Source organism: Pseudomonas khavaziana (assembly GCF_036704165.1).
Lineage (GTDB): Bacteria > Pseudomonadota > Gammaproteobacteria > Pseudomonadales > Pseudomonadaceae > Aquipseudomonas > Aquipseudomonas khavaziana.
The window spans coordinates 1349405-1373581 of record NZ_CP129946.1 but is presented as its reverse complement, the minus strand read 5'-3'; the positions used below and the strand labels follow the sequence as shown (position 1 = coordinate 1373581).

The 24177-nt window shown below is 58.8% G+C and carries 20 protein-coding genes; 8 read left to right on the top strand and 12 right to left on the bottom strand.

Going from position 1 to position 24177, the window contains the following annotated elements; all coding sequences use genetic code 11:
* The first annotated feature begins 10 nt into the window (after positions 1 to 10).
* The 4 genes from QYQ93_RS06020 (at position 11) to QYQ93_RS06005 (ending at position 5073) form a co-directional block, all read left to right on the top strand.
* Complete coding sequence (locus QYQ93_RS06020) at positions 11 to 703, top strand: fimbria/pilus chaperone family protein (protein ID WP_043048603.1); 693 nt, start codon at positions 11 to 13, stop codon at positions 701 to 703.
* Positions 704 to 820: 117 nt separating this feature from the next.
* Positions 821 to 3259, top strand: coding sequence for a fimbria/pilus outer membrane usher protein (locus QYQ93_RS06015; RefSeq protein WP_338476523.1), 2439 nt, complete (start codon positions 821 to 823; stop codon positions 3257 to 3259).
* Between the two features lie 11 nt (positions 3260 to 3270).
* Positions 3271 to 4410, top strand: a complete 1140-nt coding sequence (locus tag QYQ93_RS06010; RefSeq protein ID WP_043048601.1) for a DUF1120 domain-containing protein — start codon at positions 3271 to 3273, stop codon at positions 4408 to 4410.
* Positions 4411 to 4422: 12 nt separating this feature from the next.
* Entirely contained in the window at positions 4423 to 5073 is a 651-nt protein-coding gene (locus tag QYQ93_RS06005; protein ID WP_043048600.1) for a DUF1120 domain-containing protein, read from the top strand.
* On the opposite strand, the gene QYQ93_RS06000 is transcribed toward QYQ93_RS06005, so the two are convergent.
* A complete protein-coding gene (locus QYQ93_RS06000) occupies positions 5070 to 6335 on the bottom strand; it encodes a CynX/NimT family MFS transporter (RefSeq protein ID WP_338476522.1) in 1266 nt (421 codons plus the stop codon). The genes QYQ93_RS06005 and QYQ93_RS06000 overlap by 4 nt on opposite strands.
* Positions 6325 to 6984 carry a FadR/GntR family transcriptional regulator gene (locus tag QYQ93_RS05995; protein ID WP_043048597.1) on the bottom strand — a complete coding sequence of 220 codons (660 nt, stop codon included), beginning with the start codon at positions 6982 to 6984 and terminating at the stop codon, positions 6325 to 6327. Before QYQ93_RS05995 ends, QYQ93_RS06000 begins: the two co-directional genes overlap by 11 nt.
* A 159-nt stretch (positions 6985 to 7143) precedes the next feature.
* Between QYQ93_RS05995 and QYQ93_RS05990 the strand changes: the two genes are divergently transcribed.
* Complete coding sequence (locus QYQ93_RS05990) at positions 7144 to 7455, top strand: type II toxin-antitoxin system MqsR family toxin (RefSeq protein ID WP_124399435.1); 312 nt, start codon at positions 7144 to 7146, stop codon at positions 7453 to 7455.
* Positions 7452 to 7946 (top strand): type II toxin-antitoxin system MqsA family antitoxin, encoded by a 495-nt coding sequence (locus QYQ93_RS05985; RefSeq protein WP_057013005.1) that lies wholly within the window; start codon positions 7452 to 7454, stop codon positions 7944 to 7946. Before QYQ93_RS05990 ends, QYQ93_RS05985 begins: the two co-directional genes overlap by 4 nt.
* Before the next feature lie 51 nt (positions 7947 to 7997).
* Here the strand turns inward: QYQ93_RS05985 and QYQ93_RS05980 are convergent, their stop codons facing one another.
* From QYQ93_RS05980 to QYQ93_RS05965, 4 genes are all read right to left on the bottom strand, one after another.
* On the bottom strand, positions 7998 to 8762 hold the full coding sequence (locus QYQ93_RS05980) for an amino acid ABC transporter ATP-binding protein (protein ID WP_003171943.1): 765 nt from the start codon (positions 8760 to 8762) through the stop codon (positions 7998 to 8000).
* An 11-nt stretch (positions 8763 to 8773) separates the two neighbouring features.
* Complete coding sequence (locus QYQ93_RS05975) at positions 8774 to 9871, bottom strand: amino acid ABC transporter permease (protein WP_043048592.1); 1098 nt, start codon at positions 9869 to 9871, stop codon at positions 8774 to 8776.
* Between the two features lie 10 nt (positions 9872 to 9881).
* Positions 9882 to 11063, bottom strand: a complete 1182-nt coding sequence (locus QYQ93_RS05970; RefSeq protein WP_043048591.1) for an amino acid ABC transporter permease — start codon at positions 11061 to 11063, stop codon at positions 9882 to 9884.
* Between the two features lie 72 nt (positions 11064 to 11135).
* Complete coding sequence (locus tag QYQ93_RS05965; RefSeq protein ID WP_005785045.1) at positions 11136 to 12167, bottom strand: amino acid ABC transporter substrate-binding protein; 1032 nt, start codon at positions 12165 to 12167, stop codon at positions 11136 to 11138.
* 345 nt (positions 12168 to 12512) lie between these two features.
* Here QYQ93_RS05965 and QYQ93_RS05960 point away from each other — a divergent pair, with 345 nt between their 5' ends.
* Complete coding sequence (locus tag QYQ93_RS05960; RefSeq protein ID WP_043048587.1) at positions 12513 to 13169, top strand: alpha/beta hydrolase; 657 nt, start codon at positions 12513 to 12515, stop codon at positions 13167 to 13169.
* Between the two features lie 95 nt (positions 13170 to 13264).
* Positions 13265 to 14731, top strand: a complete 1467-nt coding sequence (gene rhlB, locus QYQ93_RS05955) for an ATP-dependent RNA helicase RhlB (protein ID WP_043048586.1) — start codon at positions 13265 to 13267, stop codon at positions 14729 to 14731.
* Positions 14732 to 14951: 220 nt separating this feature from the next.
* Here the strand turns inward: rhlB and QYQ93_RS05950 are convergent, their stop codons facing one another.
* The 6 genes from QYQ93_RS05950 to moaC form a co-directional block, all read right to left on the bottom strand.
* The gene (locus tag QYQ93_RS05950) at positions 14952 to 19709 is read right to left on the bottom strand and encodes an RHS repeat-associated core domain-containing protein (protein WP_338476521.1); all 4758 of its coding nucleotides are present in this window, start codon (positions 19707 to 19709) and stop codon (positions 14952 to 14954) included.
* A 60-nt stretch (positions 19710 to 19769) separates the two neighbouring features.
* The gene (locus tag QYQ93_RS05945; RefSeq protein ID WP_043049796.1) at positions 19770 to 20744 is read right to left on the bottom strand and encodes a hypothetical protein; all 975 of its coding nucleotides are present in this window, start codon (positions 20742 to 20744) and stop codon (positions 19770 to 19772) included.
* Between the two features lie 22 nt (positions 20745 to 20766).
* Positions 20767 to 22722, bottom strand: coding sequence for a hypothetical protein (locus tag QYQ93_RS05940; RefSeq protein WP_124421677.1), 1956 nt, complete (start codon positions 22720 to 22722; stop codon positions 20767 to 20769).
* Between the two features lie 174 nt (positions 22723 to 22896).
* The gene (gene moaE, locus QYQ93_RS05935) at positions 22897 to 23349 is read right to left on the bottom strand and encodes a molybdopterin synthase catalytic subunit MoaE (RefSeq protein WP_338476520.1); all 453 of its coding nucleotides are present in this window, start codon (positions 23347 to 23349) and stop codon (positions 22897 to 22899) included.
* 2 nt (positions 23350 to 23351) lie between these two features.
* A complete protein-coding gene (moaD, locus tag QYQ93_RS05930; protein WP_338476519.1) occupies positions 23352 to 23594 on the bottom strand; it encodes a molybdopterin converting factor subunit 1 in 243 nt (80 codons plus the stop codon).
* The gene (gene moaC, locus QYQ93_RS05925; RefSeq protein WP_043049793.1) at positions 23591 to 24064 is read right to left on the bottom strand and encodes a cyclic pyranopterin monophosphate synthase MoaC; all 474 of its coding nucleotides are present in this window, start codon (positions 24062 to 24064) and stop codon (positions 23591 to 23593) included. The genes moaD and moaC overlap by 4 nt, the downstream gene beginning before the upstream one ends.
* Between the last annotated feature and the right edge of the window lie 113 nt (positions 24065 to 24177).

The following is a 24177-nucleotide window of genomic DNA, read 5'->3' as shown; positions in this document are numbered from 1 at the left end:
AAACTTTGTCATGACGTCGACACGCCTCACACTCGCGACCCTGGCCTTACTGTTGAGCTTCAATGCCCAGGCTGACGGCATGGTGCCCGACACCTCCGTGGTGATCATCCATGAAGCCGATGGCGAGGCGGCTGTCTCGGTCACCAACACCGACAGCAACCTGGCCTTGCTGCACGTAACCTTGCAAGACATTCCCGAGGACACCGAGCCGCTGCTGGTGGTGACGCCACCGTTGTCCCGGGTGGAAAGCGGCAAGTCGCAACTGGTGCGCTTCATCCTGCAGAACCAGGCACCGCTGCGCGCCCAGCGCCTCAAACGCGTGATCTTCGAAGGCATGCCCCAGGGCCGGGCAGCCACCGAAGCCGGACATGCCCGGGTTGGCGTAACCGTGCGCCAGAACCTGCCGGTGATCGTGCATCCCAAGGGCCTGGCGATCAATCGCACGCCCTGGACCGACCTGACCTGGACCCTGCGCAACGGCACATTGCAGGTGCGCAACGATACGCCGTATGTCGTGCGCCTGGCCCAGGAGCTGCGCCTGCTGCCCGGTGATGGCCAGGCGACCCTGCCGCGCACCTATGTGCTGCCCGGCGAAACCCTGAGCGTGCCGGCTACTGGCGGGCCTGCCACGCAGGTGCGGTTGCAGCCGGCCACGGTGTATGGCTTTGCGGTCGCCGCCTACGACGCGCCCATAACCCTTTGAAACCCACAGGCGCCAGGCAGGCGCCTGCATAACGAGTAACGGCTCATCGACCGTTACCAGGACGCCGCCAACGTAGCCAGGGCCGGCACAGGGCGTCCACCAGATTGAGTGCCTTTCGTGAAAACAGTCCTGAGTTACCGTGACGGCGAAGCCGTGCCCGCTGCATCTGTCCGTCAACCGTTGGCGACCCTGGTATTGCTGTGCGCACTGGTGCCGGCCAAGGCGTGGTCCGAGGTTGCGCCACGGCCTGGCTTCGACGCCCAGACCCTGCACCAGCGTGGCATCGACCCACAACTGGCGAGCCTGCTGTTGGACGCGCCGCGCTTCACTGCCGGCCGGCATACGGTCACCCTGCGGGTCAACGGCCAGCGTCGCGGCCGCCTGGAAGCGGCTTTCGATCAACAGGGCCGGCTGTGTTTCGATCGCGCCCTGCTGGACGCTGCCCACCTGTTGATGCCCAACGACAGCGGCCCGTGCCACGACTTTCTCGGGCAGTACCCGCAAAGCCTGGTGGAGCCGGATCCAGCCACACTCTCGGTAGCCCTGGTGGTGCCCACCGAAGCCTTGCGCCCGACGCCCCAAGATGTCTCGGGGTATGAAACCGGTGGTTTCGCCGGCCTGCTCAACTACGACCTCAGTGGTTTCTATAACCGGTACGGCGATGACGCCAGCCGGTTCGGCTCGGCCAATACTGAAATCGGGTTCAATGCCGGCGACTGGATCGTGCGCAGCCGCCAGGTTCAGACCTGGCAGGATGGTCTGTCGCGCAGCACCCATCTGGAAGCTTATGCCCAGCGGACCTTCGCCAGCCACCAGGCGGTGCTGCAGGCCGGGCAGATCAACCTCTATAACCCGGTGCTGGCTGGCGCGCAGATCAACGGGGTGCAGGTGCTCACCGAGCAAGCGCTGCAGGAGCAAGGCCAGGGCGCAGTGATCGAAGGAATCGCCAACAGCCCGGCGCAAGTCGAAGTGCGCCAGAACGGTGCGTTGATCCATTCCACGGTAGTGCCGGCCGGGCCGTTTGCCCTGAGCGATGTGCGTCGCCTCAACACCCGTTCGGATGTGGAGGTCACGGTCAAGGAAAGCGTCGGTGGTGAACGCCGCTTCACCGTGCCAGCGGCGATGCTGGGCCTCGGTTTGCCTGCGCCGGGCTATTCCCTGGCGGCAGGCCGCGTACGCAATATCGGCGATGCGCAGGGCACCGATCCCTGGGTGGTCAGCGCCGGCTGGACCGGCCCTGTGCACCCGCAACTGAGCGTCGGCGGCGGTGTGACGGTGGCCGACGACTATCGTGCCAGCGGCGTCAGCCTGAGCTGGTTGCCGTGGCTGGACAGCCAAGTGCAACTGACCAGCCAAGTCTCGGACGCCAGCGGCTGGGAACAGGCGTCTGGCGTGCAAACCGATCTGTCCTGGTCACAGCGCCTGAATGAGCGATGGTCGTTCAGTGCCGCCAACTCCTGGCGCAGCCCGGGTTATCGCGAGCTGGAAGAAAGCACCTATCGCCAGGTCACCAGCGAGCACAGCAGTTCGCGTTACCGCGACCAGCAAAGCGCCACCCTGGGCTGGTCCCATCCCTGGCTCGGCGCCTTCAGTGCCGGGGTGTCCCGCTCGGCCAGCTTCGACGGACGCAGCAGCAGCCGCGCTTTGGCGTCCTGGGGCACCAGCGTAGGCGGCGTCTCGCTGTCTGCCAGCGCCGAATGGCAGATGGGCGGGCAGGATCAACAGGACAATGCCGTGTACCTGAATATCAGCCTGCCCCTGGGCGACAATCGCCGGATGCGCGCCTGGGCACGTAATTCCGGTGGCGAACATCGCACCGGTGTCGGCATGAACGACCAGCTCGACGACCAATTGAGCTATCGCGTCAGCGCCGAGCACGACACCCGCGATAACCAAGTGGAAACCACCCTGGGCCTCTCCGCCCTGCCGCGCTACACACAGCTCGACTTAAGCTACAGCCGCTCCGATGCACAGCGTTCCAGCTACCAGGGCGGCGCACGCGGCGGCGTGGTGCTGCATGGCGACGGAGTGACATTCTCGCCCTACCCGGTGCGCGACACCTTCGCCCTGCTCTCGGTAGGCGATATGAGCGGGATCAAGGTCAGCACCCCCAGCGGGCCGGTGTGGACCGATTGGCAAGGCCAGGCCGTAGTGCCTCAGGTCGCCGCCTATGGACGTAGCCCGGTGGAGGTCCAGACCCGTTCGCTGCCGCGCAACGCCGATATCAGCAACGGCCTGGCGGTGATCGCCGCAGGTCGCGGCGCGGTGGAGCGGGTCGAATTCGGCGTAGGCCTGACGCGTCGCGCATTGCTCACCGTCAGCACCGATGGGGGCGCGCCCTTGCCAAGGGGCGCCTCGGTCAGCACCGCAGAGGGTGAATTCGTCACCCTGGTGCAGGACTCCAGCCAAGTGTTCCTGCCCAATGTGCTGGAGCAGCCGACGCTGTGGGTCACTTTGCCGGGCGGCAGCCGCTGTGTGTTGCGCTTCGAGTTGCCGGAGAAAGCCGACCCTTCGGTGTATTTCGAAACTGCCCCTGCCCGATGCCAAACACCTTGAGGATCACCGTGATGTCCCGTATGAATTTCCTGCGCCCTATCAGCCTGTGGCTACTGCTAGGCCTGGCCGGCAACGCCGTGGCTGCGGATGAATGCCAACTCACGCTCAGCGAATCGCTGCTCGATTTCGGCTTGATGAGCCGTATCGCCCAGAACGACAGTGCGCCACAACGCCTGCTCGGAGAACGGCGCCTGAGCCTGACTTTCAATTGCCCCCAGCCCCAAGACCTGAGCCTGTTCTATCGCGCCCTGGCCGCCGATGCGCAGCAACTGCGCTTTACCGAGCATGGGCACTACCAGATTGAAGCCAGCAACGGCGTGGTCGATGGCAAGGCGGTGGAACTGGGCCTGCTCGCCGCCCCTGGACAACCACCGCTGAGCAACGCCAGCGTGCAGGACTGGCGCGCTGGTCATGGCATCGCACCGACTTTGCAGGGCAGTGTGGTCAGCGGCAGCACCCTGTCTCTGCAACTGACGTTGCGCGCCTGGGCCGACAGCGCCGCCACCCGGGTGCGAGACGCCACCACCTGGGAAGTGTCCGGGACATTTTACTCACCCTTGCAGGGGCGCTATCGCGAACTGACCTTGCGCGCACACTTTGCCCCGGCTGCCTGCCAACCGTCGCTGTCTGACCATGGCGTGGTGGATTACGGCATCCTGCCGGCAAAAAGCCTGAACGCCACCACCGAAACCCCGATGCCCCTGCGCACCCTGGGCTTTGCCGTCAGTTGCGATGCGCCGACTCCATTCGCCCTGCGCATGCTTGACAACCGCGAAGGCTCGGCCACTGGCGGCCTCGACGAGACTGCCTACGGCCTGGACCTGGATGCCAGTCGCAATAAAATCGGCGTGTATTTCGTCACGGTCGACCCGGCGGAATTCACCGCCGATGCCTTCACGTCGCTGTATCGGACTGACTCCACCAGCAACGGAATAGCCTGGAGCAGCTCCAGCCAGCGCCAGATCCCCATGGCCGCCAACAGTATCCTGGGGTTCACCGACAAGCTCGGCAGCACCGAGGGGCCGGTCGCCATCCAGAACCTGAGCGGCACCGTGCGCATCAAGACCTACCTGGCCCCCACGCAATCGCTGGACCTGCGTGAAGTGGTGCGTATCAACGGCTCCGGCACCATCGAAATCATCTACTTATAAGGAGTACGCCTGATGAATATCCTCGGCACCGCGCTGCCCGCTCTGCTGCTTGCACTGGCCGGGGCGCCGGCCCAAGCCACCTCCAGCATCGACCTGAGCGTGCTGGGCCGCATCATTCCTACGGCCTGCACGCCACTGCTGTCCGCAGGCGGAGTAGTCGACTACGGCAAGATCTCCCACCAGGACCTGAACCTGGAGCAAGGTACGCGCCTGCCCATCAAGACCCTGCAAATCAGCATCGACTGCAATGCGCCCAGCCGCTATGCCCTGCGCATGCGCGACAATCGCGACGGCTCGGCCACGGTCAACAGTGAGATTTACTACGGGCTGGGTTTCGACCACAGCGGCAACCGTCTCGGCCTTTACTCCATGAGCTTCGACCCACGACAAACCCAGGCGGACACCAGCGCGTCGATCTACGGCACCGAGTCAACCACTGGCGGCGTAGCCTGGCGCACCGCCAACCTCAACCCGATCGACATCGGCGCCAATAGTTACCTGGGCTTTACCGACATCGAAGGCAGCGTCGCCGGCCCCTCGGCGATTGGCACGCTGACCGGCATCGTGAGTGTGCACACGGTGATCAATGCCAGGCGCAACCTGGACCTGAGCGTCGACACCCCCCTGGATGGCTCGGCCACACTGGAAGTGGTTTACCTCTAGACCTTCTCGCTGATGACCTGCACATAGCGCGCCCGCCCGGCACCCAGGCCCGCCGTGATCGCGCCCAGGCCGATCACGGCGAAGATCCAGCCGGTGGCGCCCCAGCCCCCGGTCCAGTCATGCACCAGGCCGACCGCGAATGGGCCCATGGAGGCCAGGGTGTAACCGAAGCCCTGGGCCATGCTCGACAGGTTGGCCGCGACGTGGGAATCGCGCGAACGCAGCACGATCAAGGTCAGCGCCAGGCTGAAGGTGCCGCCCTGCCCCAGGCCAAGCAGAATCGCCCAGCCCCACAGGCCATCCAAGGGCGCATAGAGACAACCGAACAGGCCAGCCAGGGTCAGCAGCATCACCACCACGATGGCCAGGCGCTGGTCTTGGCCACGGGTGGCCAGCCAGGGCGCGGCGAGCGAACTGAACAACTGCACGATGATCGAGCCGGACAGCGCCAACCCGGCCTCAGTAGCACTCAAGCCGCGCCCGATCAGGATCGATGGCAGCCAGCCAAACACGATGTAGGCCAGGGAGGATTGCAGGCCCATGTACAAGGTGACCTGCCAGGCCAGCGGGTCGCGCAGCAGTCCTTTGACCCGATAAGCAACCTGATGCGCACCGTGTTTCGACCCGACCTGCGGCCACCAGAACAACGCCGCCAGCAGCGCCGGCAGGATCCAGAAGCCCAGGCCGATGTTCCAGCTGTCGTCGAAGTAATGGCTCAACGGCACCGTAGCTCCCGCCGCCAACGCGGCGCCCAGGCACAGGGCCATGGTGTAGACGCCGGTCATGGTGCCGGCGTGCCTGGCAAAGTCGCGCTTGACGATCCCTGGCAACAACACGCCGATGATGCCGATACTCGCGCCGGCGATCAGGCTGCCGGCGAACAGGCCAACCTCTCCCAGCGCGCTGCGCAGAATGATGCCGGCGGCCAGTGTCAGCAGAATGCCCAGCACCACGCGCTCAGCACCAAAGCGCCGCGCCAGCACCGGCGCCAACGGCGCGAACAGGCCCAGGCACAGCACCGGCAAGGTGGTCAGCAGCCCGGCCTTGGCCGCCGACAACCCCAGGCTCGCGGACACCTCGCTGAGCAGCGGCGCCATGCTCGACAGCGCCGGGCGCAGGTTCAGCGCCACCAGGATAAGGCCCAGCAGCAACAGCCACGGGCGGGTGACGAGCGGGGATGTGCGTTGCACCACCTCGTCATCGGCTTCGGCGTCGATCAACAGCTCTTCGACTTCAGTCTTGCGTTGGGTTTCAGGGTTCATTGATCAACTGCCGGCAGAGGGATTTGGCGCGTTCGGGGTCTTGCTGTTCCACCGCGTCGAGCAAGGCGCTGTGCAGGTCGAACACGGCCTGACGACGTGGTGAAATGTTCAAGGTCTGGCGCAACTGCGCGCCGACGATGGCGGAAAAGTAGTGGTACAGCTCGCTCAACGCCGGGTTATGTGCGGCGTCTACCAACCGACGGTGGAACATCAGATCGGCGTTGATGTAAGCCTCCAAGTCACCGTGATACAGCTCGGCGCTGGCCTGGAGCGCCTGGCGCAACGCGTCGAGGTCTTCATCGGTGCGCCGTACTGCGGCGAGGCCGATAGCCTCCACCTCCAGGATCTGCCGCGTCTCCTGCGCCTGCTCCAGGGAGCAATGGGACAGCGCACGCATTGTGCCCAACGGATCGGTCATCGAGCGCAAATAGCTGCCGTCACCCTGGCGGATTTCGATCAGGCCAGAGAACGCCAATACACGCATGGCCTCGCGCACGGTATTGCGGCTGATGCCCAGCTCGGCAGACAGCTCCGGCTCGGTAGGCAGGCGTTCGCCGATGGCCCACACGCCTTGGGCAATACGTAGGCGCAGTTGCTCCAAGGCCTGGTCGACCAGGGAACGTTTGATCAGTGGAGCGATATCTGTCATGGATTTTGCACTTTCGTCCAATCATAGGATGAATTTTCCTACAGGCTATTCGGAGTTGCCTACAAAGGCAACGCACTAGGGTTCTTAGGCAGGAAAAGGAGCAGTATTTTCGATTGGTAAAATTACCCTTAGAGGGTAATTATTGGACTCAGGTGTCTTATGGAAAAGTACACACCTCATTACGATTTGGCGGGGATCAAAGCAGACGTCAGGCGGCTTGGAAGCAAGGCGTTTACGAGGACAGCAAAGGACTCTGGTGAGGACCTCGGCTTTAGTATGGAAGATATGCAGATCGTAATATACGAACTACAGAACAGGATGCTGTACAAGTCGATGACGACCTATGGGGATCATCGAATCTGGCAAGACGTGTATTACACGCACGCAAAAAACATGGAGATTTACATCAAGGTCACTTACCGCCCCAACGGTAGACCGCCGGTAATCTCCTTCAAGGAGAGGCAATCATGAAAAAAACCGAGCTTTGCTATATTTGCGGCGCTCCAGACGCATTGAGTTACTTCGAAGGCCGCAGCGAAACCATTCGCATCAAAGGCATGGAGCGCCGGGTCGACAATCTTTCCGGCTGGGAATGCAAGGTCTGCGGCGACGGTTTCTGGGACCCGGACAACGACAGCACCGACCGCTACGACGCGGCAAAAAATGAACTGACCCTCGCTGCCCGTAAAATGATCGGCGCCGAAATAAAACGCACGCGGCGCAAACTGCACCTTACGCAAAAAGAGGCGGTGGATTTGCTGTCAGGTGCCGGGCACAACGCGTTCTCTCGCTATGAACGCGGCGAACTGCTTGCTCCCAGGTCCTTGGTAATACTGATGCGGTTACTGGATCGTCATCCGCATTTGCTTGCGGACGCAAAAGCCTTGGCAGAAGGCGCAGATATGCGCGGTGCCTTCAGCTATACGGTGAATAACGATACTGAAACACTCAAAGCGTCCTAGTTCAAAAAATAAACCCGGCACCAAGGCCGGGTTTATTTGTTCAAACACCGATCAATGCAAAATCTGGCTCAAGAACAACTTGGTCCGATCATTCTGCGGGTTGTCAAAGAAGTCATTCGGCGCCGCCTGCTCCACGATCTCGCCCTTGTCCATGAAGATCACACGGTTGGCCACGGTACGCGCAAAACCCATTTCGTGGGTCACGCACAACATGGTCATGCCGTCTTCGGCCAGGCCGATCATGGTGTCCAATACCTCCTTGACCATTTCCGGGTCCAGCGCCGAAGTCGGTTCATCGAACAGCATGATTTTCGGTTTCATGCACAAAGCACGGGCAATCGCCACACGCTGCTGCTGGCCGCCGGACAGTTGCCCCGGAAACTTGTGCGCCTGTTCCGGGATGCGCACGCGCTCCAGGTAATGCATGGCGATTTCCTCGGCCTTGCGCTTGGGCATCTTGCGCACCCACATCGGCGCCAACGTGCAGTTCTGCAGGATGGTCAGATGCGGGAACAGGTTGAAGTGCTGGAACACCATGCCGACTTCGCGGCGGATCGCTTCAATCTGCTTGAGGTCATTGGTCAGTTCCACGCCATCGACCACGATGCGGCCCTGCTGGTGCTCTTCCAAACGGTTGAGGCAGCGGATGGTGGTGGACTTGCCCGAACCCGACGGCCCACACAGCACGATGCGCTCGCCTTGCTTGACGTTGAGGTTGATGTCTTTCAACACGTGGAACTGGCCGTACCACTTGTTGACGCCCTGCATCTGGATAATGCCCTCAGGGCTCACAGGCTGCTTGATTGCTTCGCTCATAAAAACCACTCCTAACGCTTGTGGCCGGTGTCGAGCTTGCGTTCCAGGTGCATGGAATAGCGCGACATGCCAAAACAGAAAATCCAGAACACCAGGGCGGCGAACACGTAGCCTTCGGTGGCCATGCCCAGCCATTTGGGGTCGGCGGCGGCTTGCTTGACGCTGTTGAGCAGGTCGAACAGGCCGATGATGATCACAAGGCTGGTGTCCTTGAACAGTGCGATGAAGGTATTGACGATCCCCGGGATCACCATCTTCAGGGCTTGCGGCAGAATCACCAGGCCCATGCTGCGCCAATAACCCAGGCCCATCGCTGCGGCGGCTTCGTACTGCCCCTTGGGAATCGCCTGCAAGCCACCACGCACCACTTCGGCCACATAGGCCGACTGGAACAGGATCACACCGATCAGCGCCCGCAGCAGTTTGTCGAAGTTCATGCCTTCGGGCAGGAACAACGGCAACATCACCGAGGACATGAACAACACGGTGATCAACGGCACGCCGCGCCAGAACTCAATGAAGGTCACGCAGACCACACGGATCGCCGGCATGTTCGAGCGCCGGCCCAACGCCAGCACAATGCCCAGTGGCAAGGCGCCAGCGATGCCGACCGTGGCGATCACCAGGGTCAGCATCAGGCCGCCCCATTGGCTGGTCGCCACGTTGGTCAGGCCGAAGACGCCGCCGTGCAGCAGGAAGTAGGCGATGATCGGGTACAGCACCAGGAAGCCCAGGCCGTAGATCGCCTTGCGTTGGAAACGCGAGATGAACAACGGTGCCACGCCGACAATGGCCAGCCACACCGTCAGGTCCACGCGCCAGCGCAGTTCGCCAGGATAGTAGCCGTACATGAATTGTCCGAAGCGTTGCTGGATGAACACCCAGCAAGCGCCCTCTTTCGTACAATCGGCGCGGGTAGTGCCAACCCAGTTGGCGTCGAGAATGGCCCAATGCAGGATCGGCGGCACCACCAGGTACACCAGGTAGATCGCCAGCAGGGTCAGCAGGGTGTTGAGCCAGCTTGAGAACAAGTTGGCGCGCATCCACGCCACCGGCCCGAAGACTTTGCTCGGCGGTGGCATATCAGGTTTGAACGTATGCGTCGTCATGGGCGTTTCCTCACCGCTCGATCAGCGCAATGCGCTTGTTGTACCAGTTCATCAGCAGCGAAATGCTTATGCTGATCGCCAGGTATACGCTCATGGTGATGGCAATGACCTCGATGGCCTGCCCGGTCTGGTTAAGCACCGTGCCGGCAAACAGCGAAACCATTTCCGGGTAACCGATACCGGCGGCCAGGGACGAGTTTTTCGCCAGGTTCAGGTATTGGCTGGTCAGCGGCGGGATGATCACGCGCAGCGCCTGCGGGATGATGACCTTGCGCAGCGTTGGCCCAGGGCGCAAGCCCAGAGAACGCGCGGCTTCGGTCTGGCCGTGGCTCACGGACTTGATCCCCGACCGCACGATCTCGGCGATAAACGCCGCTGTGTACACCGTCAGCGCCAGGGTCAACGCCAGCAGTTCAGGGATTAATACCCAGCCACCGACGAAGTTGAAGCCTGCAAGCCGGGGCATCTCCCAGTGCAACGGCGCGCCGAAGATCAACGCACACAACGCCGGAATCACGATGAGCAGCGCCAGGCCGGCCCAGAATTTATGGAAAGGTATGCCAGTGGCTTCAAAACGCTTGTTGGCCCAGCGGGTCATCAGCACGATGGCGACAATGGCGATCACCAGGCTGGCGACAAATGGCCAGAACCCGTCGGCCGCCAGGGCCGCCGGCATGTTCAGGCCACGACTGCTGACGAAGAAGGTGTCACCGAAGTTATGGCTGTTGCGCGGCCCTGGCATGGTCAGGAACACCGCGAAATACCAGAACAGGATTTGCAGCAACGGCGGGATATTGCGAAAGACTTCTACGTAGACCGTCGCCAGCTTGCTGATCATCCAGTTGGGCGACAGCCGCGCCACGCCGATGATAAAGCCCAGCATGGTTGCCAGCACCACGCCGATCACGGTCACCAGCAAGGTATTGAGCAAGCCGATCACAAACACCCGGGCATAGCTGTCCGATTCGGTGTAGTCGATCAAATGCTGCGCGATGCCAAAGCCGGCACTGCGTTCAAGAAAGTCGAAACCCGAGGTAATACCCCGGTGTTGCAGGTTGGTCTGGGTGTTATGGAACAGGTACCAGCCCAGTGAGACCACCGCCACGATTGTGATGATCTGGAATAGCCACGCGCGCACTTTGGGATCGCTGAAGCTGAGCTTCTGCTTGGGTGCGCCGATTTGATTTTGCATGAAGTGCCCCGCAAAGAATGGAACAGAACATCACCCGGCGGTTGGCCCACCGGGTGATAGAACCATCAGCGATCAGCGCACAGGGGGTGCGTATTGGATGCCGCCGTTGTTCCACAGCGCGTTCAGGCCACGGTCGATTTCCAGTGGCGTGCTCTTGCCCAGGTTGCGCTCGAACATTTCGCCGTAGTTGCCCACTTGCTTGACGATCTGTACGACCCAATCCTTCTTCACTTTCAGGTCTTTGCCGTATTCGCCGTCGGCACCGAGCAAACGCGCGACGTCGGGGTTCTTGGTGGATTTGGCTTCGGCTTCAACGTTTTTCGAGGTCACACCGGCTTCTTCAGCGTTGAGCATGGCGTAGCCCACCCAGCGCACGATGGCCAGCCATTCATCGTCGCCGTTACGCACGACCGGGCCCAGTGGTTCCTTGGAAATGGTTTCCGGCAGCACCACGTAGTCTTTCGGCGCGGCCAGCTTGCTGCGCTGGGCAAACAGTTGCGACTTGTCGGACGTCAGCACGTCGCAACGCCCGGATTCCAGCGACTTGGCGCTTTCATCGGAGGTGTCGAAGGTGATTGGGGTGTACTTGAGGTTGTTGGCGCGAAAGTAGTCGGAAACGTTCAGCTCCGTGGTGGTACCGGCCTGGATGCAGATGGTTGCACCGTCCAGTTCCTTGGCGCTTTTGACTCCCAGCTTGTTGTTGACCAAAAAGCCGATGCCGTCGTAGTAGGTAATGAAGCCTGGGAATTTCAGGCCCATGCCCGCATCGCGAGAGCTGGTCATGGTGGTGTTGCGCGACAGGATGTCGACTTCGCCCGATTGCAGCGCGGTGAAACGCTCCTTGGCATTCAACTGGCTGAACTTGACCTTGGTGGCGTCACCGAAAACCGCAGCGGCCACGGCGCGGCAGTAGTCGGCGTCGATACCGAGGATCTTGCCGCTGGCATCCGGCACCGAGAAGCCCGGCAGGCCATCACTTACGCCGCATTGCACAAAGCCTTTCTTCTGCACGGCATCCAGGGTGGCGCCCGCCTGGGCAAACCCGCTGACACCCAATACAGCCGCCGCGGTGACGATGGCCAGGGTGGATTTCAATACCTTCATTCAAACCTCCAGTTGCTCTTGTTGTGTCCAAGCTCCAACCCCAGCGCACCCTTATGAGGCGATATCGACCCGTGTTGGCTTTTTTTGGGGTCAAGCGGCATGAGGTTTTCGCGATCATTCCAGCGGCTATCCCCTGAACGGCGGTCACTGATAGTGTTACCGTCCCGGGAGAGTTCTGACATCGACCTACACATAGCAAGGCGCGTACCAGAGTGCCGGCCAAGGGGTTGCAACCCTGGGTTAATGGCAAAAGATTCACCCTTGCGACATTCTCTTAACAGATCAACCTGTCGCGCACCGTTCCGACGCCCCCTATCGGAGCGCACGCACATATATGGAGCAGACATGACCGAACCCTTGATTCTTCAGCCCGCCAAGCCCGCAGACGCCTGCGTTATCTGGTTGCATGGCCTGGGTGCCGATCGCTACGACTTCCTGCCGGTGGCCGAGGCGCTGCAGGAAAGCCTGCTGACCACGCGCTTCGTTTTGCCCCAGGCGCCGACACGCCCGGTGACCATCAACGGCGGCTATGAGATGCCGAGCTGGTACGACATCAAGGCCATGAGCCCGGCGCGTTCGATCAGCCTGGAAGAACTGGAAGTCTCGGCGAAAATGCTCACGGATTTGATCGAGGCTCAGAAGAGAACCGGGATAGACGCCTCGCGAATTTTCCTCGCGGGTTTTTCCCAAGGTGGCGCGGTGGTTTTCCACACCGCATTCTTAAATTGGGAGGGGCCACTGGGTGGCGTTATCGCCCTCTCCACCTACGCGCCAACCTTTGATAATGAGCTGGAATTATCCGCCAGCCAGCAGCGCATTCCGACGCTGTGCCTGCATGGCCAGTACGACGATGTAGTGCAGAACGCCATGGGCCGCAGCGCCTATGAGCATTTGAAGGGCCGTGGTGTCACCGTGACATGGCAGGAATACCCAATGGGCCACGAAGTGTTACCCGAAGAGATACGCGACATCGGCACCTGGCTGGCTGAACGCCTGCGCTGAAACCTGCATTTATGTAGCCGTATGACAGACGCACTACGCCGCGCCCGATTCTTGCATTACACTGGCCGGCGTATATTCCTTAACCAATTAATGAGATGACCGTGCTCAAAGCACTCAAGAAGATGTTCGGCAAAAGCGCGGCTGAGCCGCTCGCGCCTGTTCCCAGTGCTCCTGCCCCCAAGCCCGGCAACCGCAATGACGGTCAACAGCCTGGCCGGACCGCGCCCGCCGCCGCACCGAAACAACCCTCGGTGACGCCGCCTGAACAGGCCCAGCCTGCCGAGGTCGCTGCGGCGCCCGCGGCCAAACCACGTCGCGAACGCGCGCCCAAGCCGCCGGTGACCCCGTGGAAACTCGAAGACTTCGTCGTCGAGCCCCAGGAAGGCAAGACCCGCTTCCACGACTTCAAGCTGGCCCCGGAACTGATGCACGCCATCCAGGACCTGGGCTTCCCGTACTGCACACCGATCCAGGCGCAGGTGCTGGGCTTCACCCTGGCAGGCAAAGACGCCATCGGCCGCGCCCAGACCGGTACCGGCAAGACCGCCGCATTCCTGATCTCGATCATCACCCAGCTGCTGCAGACGCCACCGCCGAAAGAGCGCTACATGGGTGAGCCGCGCGCCCTGATCATCGCACCGACCCGGGAGCTGGTGGTGCAGATCGCCAAGGACGCCGCCGACCTGACCAAGTACACCGGCCTCAACGTAATGACCTTCGTCGGCGGCATGGACTTCGACAAACAGCTCAAGCACCTCGAAGCCCGCCACTGCGACATTCTGGTCGCCACCCCGGGCCGCCTGCTGGACTTCAACCAGCGCGGCGACGTGCATCTGGACATGGTCGAAGTGATGGTGCTGGACGAAGCCGACCGCATGCTCGACATGGGCTTTATCCCGCAAGTACGGCAGATCATCCGCCAGACCCCGCCCAAAGCCGAGCGCCAGACCCTGCTGTTCTCCGCGACCTTCACCGAAGACGTGATGAACCTCGCCAAACAGTGGACCACCGACCCGTCCATCGTCGAGATCGAGGCACTGAACGTCGCCAGCGAAAACGTCGAGCAACACATCTACGCCGTAGCCGGTGCCGATAAGTACAAGCTGCTCTACAACCTGGTCAACGACAACGGCTGGGAGCGCGTGATGGTCTTCGCCAACCGCAAGGACGAAGTGCGCCGCATCGAAGAACGCCTGGTGCGCGACGGCGTCAACGCCGCGCAACTGTCCGGCGATGTGCCGCAGCACAAGCGCATCAAGACATTGGAAGGCTTTCGTGAAGGCAAGATCCGCGTGCTGGTGGCCACCGACGTGGCGGGGCGCGGCATTCATATCGATGGCATCAGCCACGTGATCAACTTCACCCTGCCGGAAGTGCCGGACGACTACGTGCACCGCATCGGCCGTACCGGGCGTGCCGGGGCTGCGGGTGTGTCGATCAGCTTTGCCGGGGAAGATGATTCGTATCAGTTGCCGTCGATCGAAGCCCTGCTGGGGCGCAAGATCAGTTGCGAGACGCCGCCGACGCACCTATTGCGGGCAGTGGAGCGCAAGCGCTCTTAAGCTGAAATACGCTCAAAATGTGGGAGGGGCAAGCCCCAATGCCTGTCAGTTAAGCGTACATCGTCCTCTGTAGGAGCGAGCTTGCTCGCGAAATACGTCAACGATAACGCGTGCTTCCTGAATGCGCGCGGTGCCTGTGAGTTTTTCGCGAGCAAGCTCGCTCCTACAAAAAGCCTTAACTGACTGGCATTAGGGTCTTCCCCTCCTACATTCGCTTGCATCAAGCGTCACCTCCCCCCTGTATCAGCTCACTCAGAATAGGTTGGCGAATACGCCAGGCCTCGTCCCTGAATGCCTGGTAGTAATCGGCGCTGCTGCCAGCCATATCGGTAAAGCGGCTGCCAATCGATTGGGGTTGAGGTTGAGGTTGAGCCGAAGCAGGAGCGCTGGAATCAGTCCCAGAAACCCCGGGTTGGGCGATCTCAGTAAAAGCGCTCGGCGGTGCCGCGTTGATTCTGGACGCGATCGCCTGACCAAAACCGGTTGCCCCCAGTGCAAAACGAGTAACTCCGAAAGCTCTGCTGAAATTGCTGGGATCCTTTCCGAAGCTATAACCAAAGCCGGTAAAGGCCTTGGCGCCCCCTTTCAGACCGCTGCCAGCCGCAGAAAGAGTGCTGGCACCAACCTTCACAGCCGAGCTGTAGGCTGCGCCTGCCGCCCGAATAGTACCAACCCCACCACCTACCCACGCGGCACTACCGAATATGAAAGACGCTGTTCCAAGGTTTTGGACATGATGTGAGCGGTCCCAGCCCATGTTTTTATCAACCTCGGCAACCACTTGCCCTGCCGCGCCCAATACATTGCTGACAAAACCAGCTGTCGAGGCGGCCAACGCAATCGACTTGCTGATCAACACCGCGGTCGCAGCCTTGGCGGCGACCGCGGCTGCCGCCGCAGGCGCCGCAAAACCAAGCGTCACCGCCGAAAGCGCCAGCATCACCGCTGTCAATACCCAACTCAACCAACTCGGCCATAACCCGGTGGGATCCGCCATGTTGATCGGGTTCCCCGCACAGTATGCATAGCCATTAATACCACCCTCATCGAATGGGCTCAGTGAGTCACGCTGCAGGAATATCATCAGGTCCGGGCAATACGCACGCAGGCCGCTCCCTATAAAGTAGAGCCCGGTCGCAGCATCGAGCCGCTGGCCATTGAGCGCCGGCTGCTGCAGGTCCGCCAAGGTCCGGGGCTTGCCATCATCCTCAATGACTCGTGCGTGGCCATAGGGTGTGTAGTGTCGGCGTGTATGCGCCTGGCCCGAGGCCGATACCCCACGCACGCTGCCGGAGGCATCGTTGGCGTACAGTTGCGGCCCCTCCACCCCACCCGTGCGCGCAAACACTTTGTCCTCGTCCTCGAAATAGCGGATCTGTTTCTGACCTTCATCCAGGATTTCGAGACGGTCGTTCGCATATCCCAGCATCACTTTCGGTTCAGCGTCACGGCCAGCCAGCACCTGGCGTGAGTCGGCATCGTACTCGTAGCGGTACTCATGCGTACCGAGCCGCACCCCGGTCAACTGATCCAGTTCGTTATAGGTATATACCTGACCCTCAGGGCCGGCCTGCAAATTGCCCGCCGCATCATAGGTCAGGGTGACGTCCTGTGCCGGCAGAGTATGGGTCAGGCGTGTCAACTGGGAGGGGTCGACGCCGGTGAAGTAGCGCTCACAAGTGTCGTGCGTGCCGTCGGCAAACCTGGTGACAACCCGTGTGATGTTATTGAGGCCGTCAAAGCTGAAATCCTGCCCGACGATGCCACGGCCCAGATGATCCTCGGGGCGTTCCTGCCCTTCGCAGCGGTAGGTCTTGAGCCGCAGGTAGGCGTCATAGGTGAATGTCTCACCGATCACCACGCGCGAACCCGCATCACGCAGCACGCGAGTCGCCAGCATGCCATTGGCGTGATAGGTGCTGGTCATGACTTGTAGCAGCGAACCGTTCTGTTCGAAGCGACGTTCGGCTTCCCGTCCCAGTGCGTCATAAGACAACTGCGTAACCACTTGTGCGCTTTCATAGGTAGACGTCAACCGATGCACCCGCCCCAGGCCGTCATAGCTCTGTTCAATCACCATCCGGCCCGTGATCATCCGGTAAAAGCGTCCACGGACGTCGTAATCGAAGGTGCTGCGTTGACCATCGGCAGCGATTTGATGAAGCAGGCGCCCGCCGGGGGAATAGCCATATACTGTCGTCAATGTCCTGCCATCGGCAGTTTCCACTTCCTTCTCGGGATGACCATTTACATCCCGGTTGATCTCGTGAACCAATCCATTGGTCGAGCTCACCAGTGTTCCGGCGATGGGATCGTATGCATAGGTCGTCTCCGGACGTCCTGGCACTTCAACCTTGCGCAGCACATCCAACTCTTTGTCATACGTCAGGGTCTGGATAACGTTCCGAGGTGAAACCAGGGTGACCGGCCTCATGCCCCCGGACCCGTATGTCCAGGTCATGGGCTGCCAGGCGCCATGTCCCTGGCTGGTCATGCGGCCCAGGCTGTCATAGGTGCGGGCGCCCATGAGTTTGCCATCGACCGTCATTGCAGTGGCTGATTCGCTGCTGATGCCGCGTGCGTATTCGATTTTACGCAGGCGCTGCGCGGTGCCATCGGCTGGTTTTTGCAAAATGGTCACCTGCCGATTGAACGCATCGTAGGTGAACTCGGTGAGAGTTTTGCCCATATCCAGCACCGAAAGGCATCGGCCCAGCCCATCGTAGGTGCGCGACTCAATTTCGACACTGTTGTCATTAACGTCGAGGCGATCGACCTTCGCCGGCTTGTTATGCTCATTGAACCAGGTCTTCAGGCGTTCGCCACCTTCCACCCCCTCGATCTTGAGGTTCAGCAGGGGATCGTACTCATCGATCAACACACTGCCATCAGAACGCCCCACACGGCTGAGGTTGCCCCAGCGATTATAGGTGTAGGTCGTCTTGAGCTTTCGAGGCCCGTCATTCAGGTAGTCGGTACGCACCTCTTCAACACGTTGCCCAAGGGCGTCATACCGCCATGTCCCGATGACACGCTCCTGCCCGCCCAGCAAGTGAGCTTCGGATATTTGGCGCCCGAGACCGTCGTAGTAGGTGATGACCTGGGTGCCCTGGGCATCGGTGGTGATCAAATGCGCCCGTTGGGTGGGCGTCGCAAAATGGTAAGCGTAACGGCGCCCGGCCTGTTCTGGTTTACCGGCTGACACCGTTTCCGCTGTCATTCGGCCATTGACGTCGAACGCCATGGTCAGCGTGCTGCCGCCATCACGGGTCATAGACAACAGGCGACGGTTGACCAACGAGAGTATGCGCACTGACTCAAGCCACTGCCCCTCGCGTCCGTTGAGACGCCGGGTTTCAATCAGGTTGTCACCGGTAATGGCGTAGCTGATTTCGCTGACTGACGTGAGTCCGTCAATGGTGCTGGAAATACTCTTCAACCGGCCCGCCAGCTCGACAGGGGTTTGGTAATAGGTGTTCCGAGTGCTGTATACAGTGGCCTGGGTACTCGATTCCTGCATGACAAAATAACCAGTACCGGCCCGTTGTATGCTTGTGTAGGTGTACTCGGTGGGTGGTGGCACAGACGTGCCTCCTGCGGGAATAAGTCGTTCCTGCTTCACATAGCGCTGGAATAGACCGTGGGGGTCGGCAGGGCATTTATCTGGCTGGCCAGTGATCGGGTAATAGCTGTATTCAGTGCGAACACCGGAAGCCTCGGTGCGGCTCAGCTCATTGCCGTAGTCGTCGGTCTCGATATGTTGGACTTCCTCTCTCGGAGCCCCTCCGCTCCCCTGTTCAAAACTTTTGGTGATGGTTTTGGGAATCTGCAGGTTGGCGGGCTGTTCGGGGAAAAAGCCGGGGCGGGTATTATAGGCAATAGTCGTCGTGACCAGTGTGCCTTCTCGCCGGACCTGCTCTTCGGTTAATAAATGAAAGTTGTTGTAGGTGGTGCGGGTCATACTCAGCGCAGCAACGGTAGCGGTGTTATCGATGGTGCTCTCTTCTGTCCAGTAGGCGTAGGGCGAGGGCACCAGGTAAAGGTTATCGACGCCTTCGGTGAAGCCCCCCCTAAAGGGGTAACCGGTAAAATTCCGATCCGGGCTGTAGCTGTAAGTTCGCGCTATATCAGGCTGACCTGCGGCGGCGGTCTGTATCCAGCTCGCAACCCTTGGAAGGTACTGGCCATTACCATACTGATGCCCCATTTCGACATAGCTGATTGACTCAACGCCGCCCATGGGCGTGCCCACGCGATTGATGGCAACCAGACCATTACGAAATGGCAGGGTGTAGCCAAAGGTATAACTCTGAGTGCCAGGCGGTTCAGTACGGTCATAGGGCACCGTGACACTGGTCAGCCGGCCATTGGTATAAGTAAAGCGAGTACGCGCATAACGATTGCCGTCGACGCGGGTATCGGCCATCGCCAGGCGGCCACCCGAATACGTCAACACCAACAGTTCCTCCTGGTTGTGGTTGAGAATTCGCTCAAGGGCATCACCCGTATCGTAGTGCCAGGAAAAGCGCTCGCCGTTTTCAAATAGGAGGGCAACGATTCGATAAGGTGTCGTACTGCTGGTACGGCGCAGGATTTCGACAGTGCCATCTTTGTAGATGACATGCAGCGTGTTGGTATCCACGCGCTTGACAACCAGATCCTCGAGCTTGCGATCCTTAATCACCAGTCTTGCACCTACCGAAGGCAGACCCTGGGTTTGATACCGCTCGCCCGTGAGTAATGTCAGCCGGGACTTTGCGCTATCAAACTGGGTATTACTCAGATGCCAATTCAAACCATAGAGGCCGCCGACATCCCCCAGCATTGAAAACCCGAGGATGACCTCCCGGCTCACCTCTAAAGGCCCTTGGGGGGATAAGGCTGCCAACTTGATCTGGCAACCAAACTGACCGGTACGCACATCCACCGAACCTGCGATATAGGAGCGGTAGTTAAAGGCATTAGAGTAAACATCCATAACGAAACTCCAGGAATACAATCTATCCGCTCAAGGTAATACGCAACAACGCACAGCTATTTAATCCGTGAGTTTTACCGGGTCGCCAAAGGTGCCAAACACCATTCGGTAACTGTGTTCACAGCCAAAATTATCGACCACTCGCCATGTTCCCGCGCTTTCCCTATGGTCGAAATAATCAGTAAATAAAACGACCGCTCGCATCGCTGTGGGTTGAAGATTGAACTCAATCTCGGTATCTTTACCCGGTGCAATGATCCGTTTGACGTCAGAAAGAAACAACGGCGTGCCTAGCACATTTTTATCGCGTGCCACGCCGCCCCTCCCCGCCCAAAACACAAACGCCGTCTGAAAGCTTGCTCCCTCATCAGGTACATCTAAAGGCGCTGTAAGACCTAAACTTTCAACAAAATAAAGAGAGGCTGGCGGTTGCCAATAACAAATCTGAGCGCGCAATTTCTCTTGCACGTGCGAAAGATCGACAATGTCGGTGAATCGTTGCAGTTGCGCTACCCTGAGTACATAAGGCTTCACGGGGGTGATATCGACGAAGGAATTAGACAAAACATTATCGTCATTGTAGTAAGTCGTATAGACCTTTCCGTCAATCACGATACTTGCCATAAATCGCTTAGTATCGGTAATTGCGTTTTGCGCCACGCGCACATAGCGCTCCAACAGCTCCAGCGGTGCACCACTGGGCGGATTTATAGCAATTTCTTGTACCTCTGCCTCTGTCTGACCGCTTTGAGGCCATAACCCGCAATCAAACTGATTTTTCTCTACATCACAACTCCAACCTGCTGGTAATCCGATGGCGGGATTGGGCGAAAACGATTGGACAGTGGCACTGGCCTTTTCAGCAGACGTTAGCGGGACAACGTCCCATCCCCCTAATGCATTTTCCAGCTTTTTGATAAGCCTTATGTATAACTTGCATTGATGCCGGCCGTTTGCATATAACTCGCTTGTATAAACAGCACCGAGATCCGACTCTATTGCAAATTCCTCCAAACGCACATTTCTACTATTCATGGTAGCCTCCTCAAAGCAGTTTTCAGCCCGTCAACCGCGCGCCGGTCGATACATATGCAGCCATAAATGACAGCCGAAATCGATGATCACATCCGTTAGAGTCTCTGAACGTCACGTAATTGGGGGGGAGCGCCTCACTCGGATACCAACCCGCCCAATAAAAACTAAAAGCACGCATTATCGTTTGTCGTTCATTGATCTTGATACTTGGATTTGAACCGGAGTAAACCCCGCGTTGAACGCTATTCATATACAGAACGGATCCTGCTAGGTCGTGGTTCACCACAATGCCAATTTTTACACCATTCCCACCCGGTATTCTAAACACCCCTGCAGTTTTGAAATGAACCCCCTCACTCGAGATAGGGACCGGGCGACTCAACCCAACCGTTTCAATTATTTGAGTCGATGACGGAGCCGTATAGTAATGAACAGAAACCCGCACAGAATTTCCATCTCGATATGCATTAGTGTCAATATGCTCAAGCAGATCGTATTGACGAAGCGCATAGGGGCGTGTGGGCCGTATGGCAATGCATGAATTGAAGATCAGACTGCCATCTACAGAGTTGGTAGTGTAGACCTTACCTCCCACCGTGATGCGTGCCATGAACCGTTGAGTCTCGATAGTACCTGGGCTAACCCGCATATAGCGCTCGATAGTGTCGAAACGGGTCGCATCCGGCGCATGTTCGCTGCTGTTTTGCGGGCTTGTCGATATACCAGTATTGTAGCGATTTTTGAGAACATCACAGAACCAACCCTTGGACAACGATTGATTAGGATCATTGGAGAAAAAAGTGACGGTCGCACTCCGAGATTCATCGAAGGATAAATTCACACGTTGCCAAAATCCGTCATCCTGACGTTCTAGTACAATGACCTCTATAAATACCTTGCATTGATTGTGGCCACTGGAATAGAGCGCTTGGGTGGACGAATTCCCAGCGGCCAGTTTAATTTCAAAGAGTGAGACTCTACGCAACTTTGGCCCTGCAGCATCTCTTAGAACCAAAGTTCCCGTATCAGACATTGAGAGATAATAGGAATGCTCGTTACCAACATTATCCAGTAGGCGCCAGACACTGTTCGTGTCTGATGGAGTGGATCTGAACTCACCCGACACAATCATCGCATTCATTATGGAGGTTGTGAAGGGCAACCACGGGTTGGGCTCACTTAATTCAAGCCCTTTATGAATATCATTCATATACAGGGGCGAGTTCGGCGCTTTTGTTCCCACTCCAACTTTACGTGAAATTGTCGGAAACATCGGCACACCACTAACTAACGAGGTCTCAAAGTAATCACCCTCATCCGTTAATTTAATAGGTGCCTCTAACCCCTGATTCTCTATAAAGTAGATCCCTGTATTTCGGGGTTTCCACTCATAGAGATTTATTTTGACTAGCCCTTGCTGAAACGCACCAGGCGTCACCTTAAGTTCAAGATCTGCAGCGCCCAAACGCAAAGGGGCCGTGGGCTCTATGACCACTGATGAATCGCCCTCCCTGCCAAAACCATGAGTGGTAAAAACTTGCCCAGCAAGGGTAACCCTGGCCATTAAAGTAACTGGTGCGAGTGCGATAGCTGAATCAACACGGATATAGCGTTTGATAGATTCCACGCTAGAATCAAGTGCTTTTATCTCTGGCTGTTTTTTTGTCGTTTTGATTGAGTCTTTCTGAGATACCAGCCCTAAAGTAAATTTGTTTTTTCTGGCATCGCAGTTCCAACCCGGAGGCAAATCTGCATCAGGGTCAGACGAATAAGCCACGACATTTATATTAGTGCGCTCATGTGCAGTCAAGGCAACAGGGTGCCAGACACCGTCATCGCCTCTCATCTCTTTGACAATGTCGATGATCACCAGGCACTGATGTCGGTTATTGGCGTACAGCGCGGACGTTGAATTTAATCCATCGGGCAAGCGAATCTCCAAGTGAGATAATCTGACACTATCCGTCTTAATAACCATCACGTTCTCCCACTCGTAAACATCCAGTGCCGCATACAAAATATGAGGCCTATCAATATCCAAGACTGGTAATGATTAAGACTGGAATAAAGGGAAGAAACAACTGTCAGAATTGACAGTTGTTTAGATCATAAAAGAATTGGCGTGCCCACTTTTAATAGGAAAACCGTTTTCCTATTCTTCCCACCTCTCCGCCGACACTTGATCGCTTTCCCGCCCCTCTACCCAAAGCGGCCCTTGCGCAGTAACTTCCTTCTTCCAAAACGGCGCCCGCGTCTTCAAGTAATCCATCACAAACGCACACGCCTCAAACGCCGCCTGGCGATGCGCACTGGCCACTGCAACAAACACAATCGGCTCGCCCGGCTCCAGCGCGCCGATACGATGCAGCACCTCCAGCTTGAGCAACGGCCAGCGCTGTTCAGCCTCCAAGGTAATCTTGGTCAAAGCCTTTTCGGTCATGCCGGGGTAGTGTTCCAGAAACATCCCCGACACATCGCGCCCGTCATTGAAGTCGCGCACATAGCCGACAAAACTCACCACCGCGCCCACGCCGACATTGGCGGCGTGCATGGCGTTGACTTCAGCGCCGGGATCAAAGGCTTCGACCTGCACACGAATAGCCATGGTCAGCCTCCGGTCACGGGTGGGAAAAACGCGACTTCATCACCGGCTTGCAGTGGCTCGTCGAGACCACATAGCTCCTGGTTGCGGGCGCACATCAGGCTGGTCTCGTTGAGCACTTCGAAGCCCGAATCGACCGCCAATGCTTGGCGCACGGCGTCGACGGTGGCGAACTCACCTTCCATCTCCAGCGAATCCAGGCCAATCGCTTCGCTGTAACGCGCAAAAAACAATACGTTGATGCTCATGCCTGGTCCGCCTTGAAGTGCCCGCTTTTACCGCCCAGCTTTTCCAGCAGGCGAATGCTTTCGATGGTCATGCCACGGTCCACGGCCTTGCACATGTCGTAGATGGTCAACGCCGCAACGCTGGCGGCAGTCAGGGCTTCCATTTCCACGCCGGTCTGGCCGGAGAGTTTGCAGCGCGCCAGGATATGCACGGCATCCACGCCATCGGCGCGTAGCTCGACCTTGACGCCGGTAAGCATCAGCGGGTGGCACAGGGGGATCAAGTCACTGGTTTTTTTTGCCGCCTGGATCCCGGCGATGCGGGCCACGGCGAATACGTCGCCCTTGGGGTGGGCGCCGTCGACAATCATTGTCAGGGTTTCGGGCAACATGCGCACCCGCGCTTCGGCCACCGCCTCACGGAACGTCACGGTTTTGTCGGTGACGTCGACCATATGGGCGCGACCTTGGGAATCGAGATGAGTCAGCACAGGGGTACTCCTGATCAGAAGCGGCAATTGTAAACCCGTGGGTCAAATTTGCGCAGGGCTGTTTATTGCATAAATAAAGGGGTGCAGTGCCCCCCTTTAATCACAACATCCAA